The sequence below is a fragment of the Pantoea sp. MQR6 genome, assembly GCF_022761075.1.
Lineage (GTDB): Bacteria > Pseudomonadota > Gammaproteobacteria > Enterobacterales > Enterobacteriaceae > Pantoea > Pantoea phytostimulans.
Genome location: NZ_JAKYXB010000005.1, coordinates 13023 through 25892, shown reverse-complemented (window position 1 = coordinate 25892; position 12870 = coordinate 13023). Strand labels below are relative to the sequence as shown.

At 48.4% G+C, this 12870-nt stretch carries 13 protein-coding genes; 4 read left to right on the top strand and 9 right to left on the bottom strand.

The features are described 5' to 3' along the window. Positions 1 to 21: 21 nt before the first annotated feature. The gene (locus MUG06_RS17620) at positions 22 to 174 is read left to right on the top strand and encodes a stress-induced protein (protein ID WP_243079460.1); all 153 of its coding nucleotides are present in this window, start codon (positions 22 to 24) and stop codon (positions 172 to 174) included. Positions 175 to 535: 361 nt separating this feature from the next. Here the strand turns inward: MUG06_RS17620 and MUG06_RS17615 are convergent, their stop codons facing one another. Next, positions 536 to 1003, bottom strand: coding sequence for an Ig-like domain-containing protein (locus MUG06_RS17615; protein WP_243079459.1), 468 nt, complete (start codon positions 1001 to 1003; stop codon positions 536 to 538). Positions 1004 to 1471: 468 nt separating this feature from the next. After that, complete coding sequence (locus MUG06_RS17610) at positions 1472 to 2491, bottom strand: alpha/beta hydrolase (RefSeq protein ID WP_243079458.1); 1020 nt, start codon at positions 2489 to 2491, stop codon at positions 1472 to 1474. Between the two features lie 510 nt (positions 2492 to 3001). On the opposite strand from MUG06_RS17610, the gene MUG06_RS17605 reads away from it, so the two are divergent. Beyond that, positions 3002 to 3574, top strand: coding sequence for a MerR family transcriptional regulator (locus tag MUG06_RS17605; protein ID WP_243079457.1), 573 nt, complete (start codon positions 3002 to 3004; stop codon positions 3572 to 3574). Positions 3575 to 3967: 393 nt separating this feature from the next. Further along, positions 3968 to 5503, top strand: coding sequence for a Fic family protein (locus MUG06_RS17600; protein ID WP_243079456.1), 1536 nt, complete (start codon positions 3968 to 3970; stop codon positions 5501 to 5503). A gap of 186 nt (positions 5504 to 5689) precedes the next feature. On the opposite strand, the gene MUG06_RS17595 is transcribed toward MUG06_RS17600, so the two are convergent. Next, positions 5690 to 7075 (bottom strand): FAD-binding oxidoreductase, encoded by a 1386-nt coding sequence (locus tag MUG06_RS17595; RefSeq protein WP_243079455.1) that lies wholly within the window; start codon positions 7073 to 7075, stop codon positions 5690 to 5692. Positions 7076 to 7315: 240 nt separating this feature from the next. Continuing rightward, a complete protein-coding gene (locus MUG06_RS17590; RefSeq protein WP_243079454.1) occupies positions 7316 to 8431 on the bottom strand; it encodes a metallophosphoesterase in 1116 nt (371 codons plus the stop codon). Between the two features lie 374 nt (positions 8432 to 8805). Here MUG06_RS17590 and MUG06_RS17585 point away from each other — a divergent pair, with 374 nt between their 5' ends. Beyond that, entirely contained in the window at positions 8806 to 9255 is a 450-nt protein-coding gene (locus MUG06_RS17585; protein ID WP_279234051.1) for a HipA domain-containing protein, read from the top strand. Positions 9256 to 9375: 120 nt separating this feature from the next. Here MUG06_RS17585 and MUG06_RS17580 read toward each other — a convergent pair whose 3' ends face one another. From MUG06_RS17580 to MUG06_RS17560, 5 genes are all read right to left on the bottom strand, one after another. Further along, positions 9376 to 10212 carry an alpha/beta hydrolase gene (locus MUG06_RS17580; protein ID WP_243079452.1) on the bottom strand — a complete coding sequence of 279 codons (837 nt, stop codon included), beginning with the start codon at positions 10210 to 10212 and terminating at the stop codon, positions 9376 to 9378. Positions 10213 to 10549: 337 nt separating this feature from the next. Next, entirely contained in the window at positions 10550 to 11650 is a 1101-nt protein-coding gene (locus MUG06_RS17575) for an NADH:flavin oxidoreductase/NADH oxidase (RefSeq protein WP_243079451.1), read from the bottom strand. After that, positions 11651 to 11800, bottom strand: coding sequence for a hypothetical protein (locus MUG06_RS17570; protein WP_243079450.1), 150 nt, complete (start codon positions 11798 to 11800; stop codon positions 11651 to 11653). 210 nt (positions 11801 to 12010) lie between these two features. Next, positions 12011 to 12529, bottom strand: coding sequence for an O-acetyl-ADP-ribose deacetylase (locus tag MUG06_RS17565; protein WP_243079449.1), 519 nt, complete (start codon positions 12527 to 12529; stop codon positions 12011 to 12013). 63 nt (positions 12530 to 12592) lie between these two features. Beyond that, entirely contained in the window at positions 12593 to 12763 is a 171-nt protein-coding gene (locus MUG06_RS17560; protein WP_243079448.1) for a DUF2256 domain-containing protein, read from the bottom strand. Positions 12764 to 12870 lie beyond the last annotated feature (107 nt).

The following is a 12870-nucleotide window of genomic DNA, read 5'->3' as shown; positions in this document are numbered from 1 at the left end:
ATAATCATAAAGAGGTCAATCATGTCTAAACATCGTGGTGGTAAAGATGATTTTGCAGAGCATCCGGCAAAAGCCAAAGATGAGGTGAAAAAAAGGGGTAAAAAAAGCGGAGGTAATTTCACCAATAATCACAATGTTTCAGTCAATACAGGCCAGAACGGCGGTAAACAATAACATGGCGATGAAAACGAATGCGATTGTCTGGGCAAGGGAATGCCCCTGAAATAGTCCTTTCCTGTCGTACAGCCACTCCTTTCTTCCGTACGTTGTACTTACCTGCCGAGTTAATGCCAGCCATTTAAAAATCTTACGCGTTGCGTGGGTGATGTCGGTATTCCCTATCACCAGCATGTTGTGGCGCCGACAATAGGTTTTGATACGCCATGCGGTGATGCGTTGCTTAATTATACACCATGGTAAATGTAGCTTTGGTGTTGGTCTTTCCGACAGCAATGGGGACAACCTTCTGATAATTACGCCCGCCTGAGCGACTGCAGCGCGGCTAAACCAAGAAGACTCAAAAAACACAGGTCCGTTAATAAGCGAAACATCCTTTTCCCTTCACTCTTTTATCGTTAATCCGGCAAAAAAACCCGCCGCAAGCGGCAGGAACGTCGGGCACTGGAAGCAGAGGTTCATTCTTCAACGCGTAACTTTTGTGATCTTTATTCAATTGGCGCTCAGGTAAAAGGGTAATTGTGAATGGAGCACTTGTTGCGCCTGTTTCTTTAGATGAAACAGTAAAAACTTGTTTGGCATTAACCTGCAAAGGCAATGCAAATGTCCACTGGCCTGTTTTATCTGAATTTACCTGACCAATCGGCTGTACGTTTACCTGTATATTAACAATGCTGTTTGGCTCTGCTGTTCCCGTTAACCATGGGCGTAAAAATAATTTAGTGTCACGCGCTAATATAGCGTTCTTATCGGATAGCGCCGTGAAGCTGGATAGAATTTGCGGTATAAGACCACCAGCCAGATTGTTGCTTGACTTACTGTTCATAACTTTCCTTTGATATCCAAGCCATTAAAAAAGCACCTGAATTATTACGAATAAACGCCCAAAAAAAGGCAAGACTATTCTGCAATTAGGAAAGTTCGTGCCAGATCGCTCAAAAAGGTTAGACTGGCACAATATTATTAGTGATGAAACGCTTCGAGTATATTTCTCCAGCGTCATCCTTTTCGCGATTTTTGTAGGTGTTGGTATTAAAAATACGATTTTATTTTAACGGCGCGTATTTTTTTTGACAATTTCCAGGAAATATCTCACCCATATTATGTTTATGCATTCTCACTAACATTAGTTTTGTTATTTTCATCAAGAGAAAAGTTATCAGATATGGCATTTATGAATGAATAAGGATCGAAAAAATAGCCTGAGTCGTTTTAATACCGAACTCAGGCCATGTTAACAAAAGGCTAACATTTGCAGGAAGTTACGCTCACCGCAAAGTGCAACCCCACTGATTTATTCCAGGTATTGCTTTAATTCAGAAGAGGCTTGACTGATCGCGGTGCGCACGGTTGGTTCCTTACTTAATGCATTTAATAATCCATAATCGTGAATCATGCCGTTATAACGCGTCACTGTGACGGGTACGCCAGCGGCATCAAGCTTACGGCCAAAGGCTTCACCTTCGTCACGTAATACATCCAACTCTGCTGTTTGAATCAACGTAGGCGGCAATCCTTTCAGCTGATCGGTGGTGGCACGCAACGGCGATGCCAGAATATTATTTCGATCAGTTTCTGACGTCGTGTAGCTGTCCCAAAACCATTTCATCATGTTTTTCGTTAGAAAATGGCCCTCTGCAAACTGTTCATAGGAAGCATTATCGAAGCGGGCATCAGTTACCGGCCAAAACATAACATCGTAGCGAATAGCCGGGGTTTTGAACTGCTTCGCCTGCAACGCGACAGCAGCGACCATGTTTCCACCAACGCTGTTACCGACCAGAGCCAGTCGCTTGCCATCAACTCCGATTTCAGCGCCATGCTCAGCTACCCATTTTGTTGCTTCATATGCCTGCGTAATCGCTACGGGGTAATGTGCTTCGGGTGATGGATCGTAATTCACAAACACCGCTGCTGCACCGGATTCATTCACTAAATCGCGCACCAGTCGTTCATGGGTTGGGAAATCACCCAGCACCCAACCGCCGCCGTGAAAGAACATAAATACAGGTAAGGTACTTTTGATGTTGGCAGGTTTTACAATGGTCAGTTTCAGCGGTTTACCCAGCACATTAATTGTTTTCTCGGAAATCTCTGCGGGCGGTAAAACCACCCCTTCCTGGGCACCGGTTAATACGGCACGTGCGTCTTTGGGTGACAGTTGCTCAATCGGCTTACCGTTACCGCTGTTCAGCACCTTCAGAAAGGCCGCTACGCCAGCGGTGGGTTGGGGAATATTCTCAACAGGTGCGGCCCATGCATTCACGATCTGACTTGCTAAAAGTAAAGCGCCGGCGGTCATTTTCATTTTCATTATCCTCCCTCTCATTGCTTGCTATTAAGTAGTGCGCTATTTAGTTTCTGGATGGTGACGCGCCGGATTTAAATTGTAAACTATTAAATAGTGAACTATTTAATAATAACTCATCTTCCGCATCCTCTGCTCATTGCTTCCTCTTGAGTATCTTCATGCTTTATTTTGTATAAATCATTCATATTCAGACAATTAAGTAAATCTTAGTTCTTCTCTAACGCATGTTTTAGACATGATAATGATATCGATACGTTTTACTTATATGTCGATAAAAGTCGTTTTTTATTCATACAAAGCGGCCACACGAAGTGTCAGACAGATATTTTCTTATAAATCGCCTGTATACCCTCTTCTCTCAGCATCAGCCCGGCTGAAAAATTCTAGTCATGTGATTTACGTCTAAACCCGTGGTCGGATTATTCTTAATTGCAAGCTAATAAATAACGGAAGGTAATTTATTTTGAGCAAAATCAATTTTCATCGTCAGGCACTGAGGCAGGCTGAGTAACCTTGTTTAGCCTGACGGAGATAACCGGTTTGTTTATTCCTACTTCAACTGTCTGTCGTATGACTGGCATCCTTCCTGCAACGCTCACCAGTTGGCAGACAGCTTCACTCATTAAACCTCCTTGCTCAGAAGGCTACAGTGAGTCACAGGTTGCGCAAATCAGGGTCGTCCGCGCGCTCACGTCATCCGGTGACACGCTCAGTGAAATCTCTACATTGCTTAACGAGTCATGGCATTACCGCCCCAGCGGCTGGGAATTGCGTAGACAGGAATTTATTATTCACCTTCAGTATGGAACAGATGAAACGCGGGCACGTTACCTGTGGAAAATTTATACCCGCTACAGCCCGGGCGATGTTTTAGCCTTCATGCTTACGCCATTAGTTCGATGGCTTTGTAGCGGTAACAGGGAGGAATTGCGCGCCCGTTGTGTTACCTGTCTGCTCAGTCATGCGCTGCGGTTGATCAAAGCAAAACAGGGTTTAGAACATGTTAAGCCCGTGCTGAATATGGCGGAGCTTATCAAGCATTATTCCATCAGGACGACTCGTTGCTTCCGACACCTGAATTCCTGAAGACCGGTGTTGCTACGGCTCCGCATTGCACTCTCGCCTTTACGGTCAGTCTTATTCACCTATCCATAGCCGCTTTTGAGGGTGAAGCAAGAGCAGGGACGCTCACTCGCCTGGCAAAAACCGATTGATCACTCGTTCGCTATTTCATGAACCCGCTCACTTATAAACGCCTCGGTCTGAATGCATTCTGTGCCTTAAGCCCCCCTTTTCTCTGCGAATAAATCCATCACTCGTTAAGCTCATCCATCAACGTGTTATCGCTTTCATTCATAAAACCGATTTTATTAACAAATCTACACTTTATTTATCGCTTACCCGCTCGCCCTGTTATCGTTTTCGCGGTAGATTTCTATTTCATTATCATTTTTATTCAAGTGTTAGGGAGTTTGGTCGATGCTGGTGGGTTTCAAAGCGCTTTCAAAACATTATGGGATTGAGCTGGCTCAGCCTCTGCGTGTTGAGTCATCTATTGGCACAGTACGAAGCAGCCATGACAGTAATGACCGCGTAGAAAACAAATATCCGCCAAGTTATCGCCCTAATGACGATTTCTCCGGTCACTTTGAGTTTGGACTCAAATACGAAGAGATTCATCTGGAGTTCTTTGCCAGACTTTTTACCGCAACCGGTCCTGAACCCATCGAGATGTGGTGTCGGCGCGAGCCTTTTGGGCAATATGCTCGCCGAACGGGGTTCCTGTATGAATGGCTGACAGGCGTGACATTGAATGTGCCAGATGTGACAAATGGAGGCTATGTCGATGCCATTTCACCTAAAAAATATCTCACGCGAACCGCAGTAAAAAGAGCGAAACGCTGGCGCATCAATGACAATTTGCCGGGGTCAGCCGGTTTCTGCCCACTCGTTCGTCGTACACCCGCAGTAAAGACGGCGTTATCGTTTGATGTGACAGCCGCACTGGCCGATTTAGATAACATTTTCGGCGCGGATATCCTGATGCGCACAGCCAGTTGGCTCACCTTCAAAGAGTCCCGAGCCAGTTTTCTGATAGAGAAAGAAGCCGATCAGGCAGATCGTATACAGCGGTTTGCCCATGTTATTGCTCAATATTGTGGTCAGATTGACGATCCTCTAAGCGATACCAGCCTGCATGCCCTGCAAAAAGGAATACTCGGGCATGATGCACTGGGATTGGGTTTGCGGCGTTCGCCCGTTTTTGTTGGGCAAGCAACGATGCGTGAAGACATCGTCCATTACGTTGCCCCGCAGTTTGAAGATGTCCCGGAATTCATGAATGGACTTAAAGAATTTGAGCTGGCTACACGAGGTGCTGAGCCTCTGGCCCGCGCTGGCGTTATCGCCTTTGGCTTCGTTTACATTCATCCGATGCGCGATGGGAATGACCGTATTCATCGTTTTTTAATTAACGATACCTTAATACGCGATCGCGCAGTGCCGGATGGCGTCATTCTGCCGGTCTCTGCCACCATCACCAGCTCACTGAATTTTCGCGTTGGGTATGATCGTACGCTTGAAGTTTTTTCGAAGCGATTAATGCGCAGATACGCAACCTCGTATCGTTTTGGTGAGATTATTCACTATGAAGACGGCACGCCGAGTAACTTCTATTTCACTGATTATGAGGATGCACGTTTCGCCTGGCGCTATCCCGATTTAACAGAACATGTGCTGTATACCGCCCGTGTGATTGAGCATACGGTGCGCACTGAAATGGCTGATGAAGCAAGAGTTCTGGTGATTTTCCAGAAGGCACAAGAGCGACTCAAAGACGTGCTTGAAATGCCGGATCAGGATGCCAATCGCATCATCCGTTCACTGAAAGAAAACGGCTGGCGGCTATCCGGCAAACTGAAAAAGGATTATCCACAGCTTGAGGATATAACGCGCGCGCAACGCGTTGTGGATGCCGTGAGATCCGCTTTTGAGGATGATGACATTGAGCGTTAGAAGTGGCTTTTACGGACAAGCGGCTGTTTCAAATGAGAATGAAGTTGAAACCATCTTAACCCCTAAAAAGCTGCCGCCTGGCAAAATCTGGCCAACAAAAGTGCATCGTTACTGCGCCTAACGTTTAGCATCTTCAGTATGCGTAGCGTGCGGGCTACATACTGTTGTTAGGCGCAATAGCTGGCCTCATACCGGCTTGATGTTCTGATTCATCCGAAAGAGATTGGTCGGGTCGTACTTATTCTTGAGCTCCACCAGTCGATTGTAGGTGGCTCCGTAAGCGAAAGAAATACGGTCGGTCTCCTCTTCGGTGAGGAAGTTGATGTAAGCACCACTGCTGGCAAACGGTTGTGATTTAGCGAAGAATTCGCGCGCCCAGGCGATGCAGTGTGCATCCTCGGCGGCGGTCTCCCAGCGACCGTGCACATTCATCACGTAATTGGCATCCCGGCTTGAGTAGGCCATTGCCTCGGGCGCTACGCTGGCTGTCTGGCCTCCTATTGTTGCGATAAATATCTCACACTGAGGTGACGGTAATCTGGCCGCGTATTCGATAATGGCATCGATAACACCGTCACTGATTTGCGAGAAGTTGTGAGACTTCCAGTAGTTGCGTGCTCCTTTTGACAAAAGCGGATCGAATGCCTGCTGCCAGGCGATATAAGGCTGCACGCCGATGTGCTCGCCGAGCACCGTGCCAAACCCGCGCAGCGGCTCGATAAGCTTCTCTCCCTCTTTAGGGTCGCCCACATAGCAAAGAGCGAGCGCGATCATCTCTTTCCCGTGAAATGCCTCAGGCAGGAAAGGTAGCGGAGGTGCCTTGCGCGTGACCATCCAAACATTGAGCTCATCCGGCATCGTCTCGGTGAATCGGGCGAACTGCGAGATCACTTGCTTTGCCTGATCAAACGCAAAGACGATGAGCCCACTCAGTACGTTCGGCCCAACGGGATGGAGTTGGAATTCGAAGCGAGTAATAACACCGTAATTACCGCCGCCACCTCGAAGCCCCCAAAAGAGATCCGCGTTTTCTGAATCGCTGGCGTGGAGTTGACTGCCATCTGCCGTGACGACCTCTGCGGAAAGCAGATTATCTACGGTCATACCGTACTTCCGACTCAGCCAGCCGAACCCGCCGCCGAGTGTCAGGCCGGCCACACCTGTAGTCGAATTGATGCCCAGGGGCGTGGCAAGGCCATGTTCCTGCACGACCTCATCAAACTCGTTAAGGGTACAGCCTGGCTCGACGCTGGCCCTTTTGGTGGTCAGGTCTACGTGTACTCCCTTCATCAGCGACAGGTCGATCATCAGGCCGTCGTCGCATACGGCATTACCTGCAATGTTGTGTCCACCTCCTCGGATCGAGATAAGAAGATTTTGCGTGCGCCCAAATTGGATGGCCTGAACGACATCCTCAGGTGATGTGCAGCGGGCGATCAGCGTGGGTTTGCGGTCGATCATGGCATTCCAGATCTGGCGCACTTCGTCGTAGTTTGCATCGTCAGGAAGAACCACCTCGCCCAAGAAATGCGTTTTGAATTCGTCGATATCTGCCTTTAGTAAAGCCTCCATGATTGTCTCCACCAATGTGTATTCCTACTAATTATGGCGGTTTTCCCAAATCCTGATGGTTTGAGGGGTATTAATTAGGGAGTTTATTTACGTTGGTTGTAATCAGGATCAGCACTGGACCACTTATCTGACTGAGGCTGCGCTGCGCGCGATGGGATATGACATGCAAAAGGAGGTCTGCGGTGCGAAAGCGGGTCAACCCTATCCCTGAATCAGTGATCGCCCCCCCGCTTTCGGCACTTATTTTCTTCGCTGCAATGTAATGCGGGTCAACTCTGATGGGCGCCCTAATCGCACCGCCACGCCTGGCCACAGCGCGGTTCCGTTGTTCACGTAGAGCTGCATGCCATCTACATTGTACAAACCCGAAACAAAACCCGCGTTGGGTTTAGCAAACAGCCGATCAAATCCGACAATCAAACCACCATGTGTATGGCCAGAGAGCTGTAAATCGACTTTCTGCAGCGCATTTTGCCGGGCATTACGTGGTTGGTGATCGAGCAGAATCACCGGCGCATTTTCCGGTGCACCTCTTAGCGCTTTCGTCAGGTCCGGGCCGATCGTATTTCTTCGAGATGCTGAAGCATCAGGCAGGCCGGCAATCACCAGCTCTGCGCCATCCCGTTTGATGATCGCGTGGCTGTTCAGCAACGGATGCAACCCCAGTGAAGCCAGATGATCGGTCCATCGTTCCTGCTCAAAGAAATATTCGTGATTCCCAGTGATGGCAAACACACCATCTGGCGCATTCAACCCACGCAGCGGCTCAACATCTGCTCTGCGGTTTTGCAGGGTGCCATCAATCACATCACCTGTAACAACGATTAGGTTCGCGTTAAGCGACATCGCTCTTTTCACCAGCGCCGCAGTCCATGTGGCATTAAAGAGCTTAGTGATGTGCAAATCGGTCAGCTGAAGCAACTGGTAACCTTCGAATTCAGCAGGAAGATTCTCGATTTCAATGGTCACATCTTTTACCGGGGGAACGCGTATTGCCTGATGAACGCTTATCGCGCCAAGCGCAATAGCAAATAGCGCTGCCAGGTAACGCACACCGGGCGCAATCTCCAGGGGATGTCGGAACAACAGCGACATCACCGTAACCGCATCAATCAGTAATTGCGTCATAGCGAGAAATAAAACCGCACTGAAGGCCCAGTTGAACAGAATGATCACCGTTCGGGGCATTTCAGGTGAAAAAATACCACCCGCAGTAAATCGGCTTATCAAAAGATATTGTGAAGCCAGCAACACCAGCAAGGATAAGATAACTTTTAACACCAGCGGCATGGCTAATGGCAAAACAAAACGTGCGATAACATACCAGCTCGGTATGCTGAAAATAAGATGAAACATCACTCTCTTCCCTGGTTCAAATACGCGCATTCAGCGCAAAAAAATTAACCCGCATTTTTGGAGTTTGTGGTTGAAACGTTACAGAACGGACTAGGTTAAAGACCTGGATAGGCCTTCTGTCAGGGTTGCCATCAACCGCGCCGGGCGAACCTCAGTTCGCTGATCTGACGCTGTCGTTTGTACTGCGCCGCCTGCGTGGGGGAATCACGGTATCCGTCGCAGGCACGCGCTGACGCACATCTCTTTCGCCAGCTCTGCCACTGAGCACGCTATACATTTTTCTCCACATGGCTCATCCATGTCAGGGCTCAGCATAGCCAGAAACTGTTCCTATCAGGTGGCTTTTTATGCTGCTGCATTTTTAATGCTGCTTTCTGCAACCCTGTCTTGATTACACTGACATCCTGCGGGCAACGGGAATGATCACCCGTTCAGCGGCAGAACGAGAAGTCCAGGCGCGTCGCATGGTGTTTAATGTGATCATGAACATCCAAGATGACCACGCCAAAAACTTCGCGTTTACGCTCAATCAGGCCGAAAAGTGGCAAGTTTCACCCGCCTATGATCTTACCTTTCAAATGGGGCCGGGCGGTCAACATCACTCTTCAGTAGCGGGCTACGGCAGTCAAATCGGTCGTAAGGCGCTCATTAAGGCTGCAAAAGCTGCAGATATTAGCGAAAAAACGCTGAACACAATCATTGAGGAAGTTTGCGACGTGGCGGCCTCGTTTGTGGCCACCGCCAATGCCTTGGGTGATGCGATTCCCTCGGCTGTGATTAAATCAACGGCAGCGAAAATTGAAGCCGCGATTAAGGCGCTTTAGCTAAGCTGTCACGCTGCTATCTCGACCTATATCTTCACTCGGCTTAACTGAAATAAGATGAAGAACTCTTAAAAATCAACTGAAAGGCAGGGATAAAACGCCTCTCAGTTGAGAGAGATTTTAAGACTGGATGAAGGCAAGTAAGTCAGCGTTAATCACATCTGCATGGGTAGTGTGCATGCCGTGAGGATAGCCGGGATAAATTTTAAGCGTGCCATTGGTTAACAACTCATCCTGGAGAACAGAGGCATTCTTATAAGGAACGACCTGATCGTCATCACCTTGCAGAATGAGCGTCGGAACGGTAATGGCCTTGAGATCATCAGTTTGATCGGTTTCTGAAAAGGCCTTAATCCCTTCGTAATGCGCTTTAGCACTGCCGTTCATACCCTGGCGCCACCAGTTCTGAATCGTTCCCAACGAGAGTTCTGCGCCACTTCGGTTAAACCCGTAAAAAGGTCCAGACGCAACATCGAGAAAGAACTGAGCGCGGTTAGCCGCGAGCGCACTGCGAAAGCCATCAAAAACGCCGATCGGCGTACCGCCGGGATTGTTCTCTGTCTTGACCATTAAGGGAGGAACCGCACTGATTAAAACCGCTTTCGCAACCCGACCTTGTGGCTGGCCATACTGCGCTACGTAGCGTGCAACTTCTCCGCCTCCGGTCGAGTGACCGATGTGAACCGTGTCTTTTAAATCCAGATGTTCAACAACGGCTGAAGCGTCAGCGGCGTAATGATCCATATCATGTCCATCACTCACTTGATCCGAGCGGCCATGCCCGCGACGATCAATAGCAATAACGCGGAAGCCTTTTTCCAGAAAAAATAACATCTGTGTATCCCAATCGTCTGCGCTTAACGGCCATCCATGATGAAAGACAATGGGTTTTGCATTCTTGGGGCCCCAGTCTTTAAAAAAGATATTTACACCGTCTTGGGTCGTTACGAATGACATAGTGCGAACTCCTCAGTTGAACGAAGAAAAATCTATCCGGATGCTTGGCTTTGCGTATGAGACAGGGGCGCGAGAAGTGGGGCTAAAACATGAAGTTTTCAAAGAGATAGGCAGCGAATCTAAAAAGGTGTTCATCACCTCCGTCGCTGTACGCATGAGATAAAAGGTAGTTTAGATATGAGTATCAATGATCATTGTTTGTGCGGTTTAGGACTAAAGAGCGGAGAGTCGGCGGGTTTTAGCCTGTAAAAAATAAAATATAAACAGTGAGTTAAGTATTATTAAGCCATTAGAATGATCGGGTATCGCCATAATAAAGCTGACGATACCCGACATCTTATTCACTCACGCGATAGCGATCCAACCAGTGTGCATAAGGCGCGGGTAATACCCACGATGCTTTCTCTTTTTTCAACGCGAGTGCGGCATTGTAGGCCCAATTTGGATTAGCAAGGTGCGCTCTGCCTACCATCACCAAGTCCAGTTCACCTTTTTCAATCGTTTGATTGGCGATAACCGGCGAATCAATACCCCAGGCAGAAGCAACCGGGATCTGAGCTTCTTTTCTCACACGCGCCGAGATCGGGGCGAGGAATGCGGGTCCCCACGGAATGTTTGCATCCGGTGTTGAGAATCCAATACTCACGCTGAGCAAATCCAAGCCGGCTGAACGTAATTGTTTAGTCAGCGCAATAGACTCCTCTAACGTTTCTTCGTCACGGCCATCAAATTCCAGCACACCAAAACGCGCGGTTAAGGGCAGATTTTCGGGCCAAATGTCACGTACGGCATTAAACGTTTCATTCAGAAAACGACTGCGGCCCGCAGCATCACCGCCATATTGATCGGTACGCTTATTAGCGTGAACAGAGAAGAAGCTCTGTGCCAGATAACCATGTGCAAAATGCAGCTCCAGCCATTCAAAACCAGCATCGCGCGCGCGCTTTGCAGCCAGCACAAAGTCATTACGCACTCGGGCGATATCATCCAGCGTCATCTCTGCAGGCACCTGCGGCAGGTTGTTGCCAAAAGCAACGGCCGAGGGAGCGATCGTATCCCAACCACGCCCATCTTCCGCCGCGATATGATCGTCGCCTTCCCACGGTTTGTTGGCGCTGGCTTTACGTCCTGCATGGCCAATCTGAATGCCAGGCACCGCGCCTGCTGCTTTGATTTCACGTGCGATGTGGGCCAGTTCAGCGGCCTGCGCGTCATTCCAGATGCCGAGGCAAGCTGGCGTAATCCGCCCTTCTGGGGAAACAGCCGTAGCTTCGACGATAACTAAACCCGCACCACCACGCGCAAGGCTGGTGTAGTGCACGCGATGCCAGTCATTAGCCACGCCGTCTTCGGCGCTGTACTGGCACATCGGCGGAACGGCAATTCGATTGCGTAATGTGACATCTTTCAATGAAAACGGAGAGAATAACCCTGACATTCAAACCTCTTTATTAGTATCAATTTCAATAACAACTTTGCCGCTAAAGCTGCGATATTTCAGCGCGAGCAATTGCTCTGGCAATTTTTCTAACGAGAACGTTAGCACCGTCTCACCCAGTAGTTTGCCTTGGGCCAGCGCAATAAGCATTAGCTGAGCTTGCGGTGTTAACTGTTGCCACTGTTCGGCATTCCCATGGATATGCAGGGTCGTTGATACCCTCTGGCTGATTCACCGGGCAGGATGGCCGCTTTCACGACATAGCGAAGAGGCCATTGTGTTTTTGCGTGAGCACGTTCAATGAATATTAATTTATATCGATAGTAAGCTTTAAAAACAGGCGGTGAATCTAACCCCTCTCTATTCAGCCATTAGAGCTGAGTACAGGTTGTAATTATCTGCATCAAAACAGACTAAATTAACCCTTTCTATTTTGGCATTTTCACGCAAACAACGCGTAATCACCTCCAGAGCAATATTAGCGGCCCGCTCTTTGGGAAAATGATAAATTCCGGTGCTGATGTTTGGGAAAGAGACGGTTTTAATGTCATATTCATCGATAATTTTAAAACAATTTAAGTAGGCACTTCTCAACAGTTCATCTTCGCCGTGATGCCCATCTTGCCAGCGTGGCCCTACCGTATGAATGACATAATCAGCGGGTAGGTTACCGGCTTTTGTGATGACAGCATCCCCTACCTTACAGCCGCCCTGGCGGTTCCTTATTATCTGACACTCTGCCAAAATCGCTGGCCCCCCCGCACGATGTATTGCCCCATCAACACCGCCGCCGCCCAATAACGACGAGTTAGCTGCATTCACAATAGCTTCAGCAGAGACTTTGGTTATATCGCCTTGTAACAAGGTTATTTTGTTCATTCTTTCCCCCTATTCAGACTTACAGAGTGCTTTTCCGCCTAAAGCTGCCTGCTATGACGTTTTTCATTCAACGTTGCTGACAACCTGCTGCTTTCTCTGCCGTCGGCATCGCTCGGAGCAATATTGCACGTCATCCCAACACGTTTCCCATTTCTTACGCCAGGTCATCGGTTTCTTGCAGCATTTGCAATAACGCACAGGTAACGCTTTTTTATTGCCTTTAAATTCGGTCATACCTGTCCCATCAATCTAGCGCTACGTTTTTAGTCTTTTTACGTCAACTCACTACCTCATTTTAGCTTACGGATTTGATAAGATCTGGCCGCGCAGATTAACTGAGG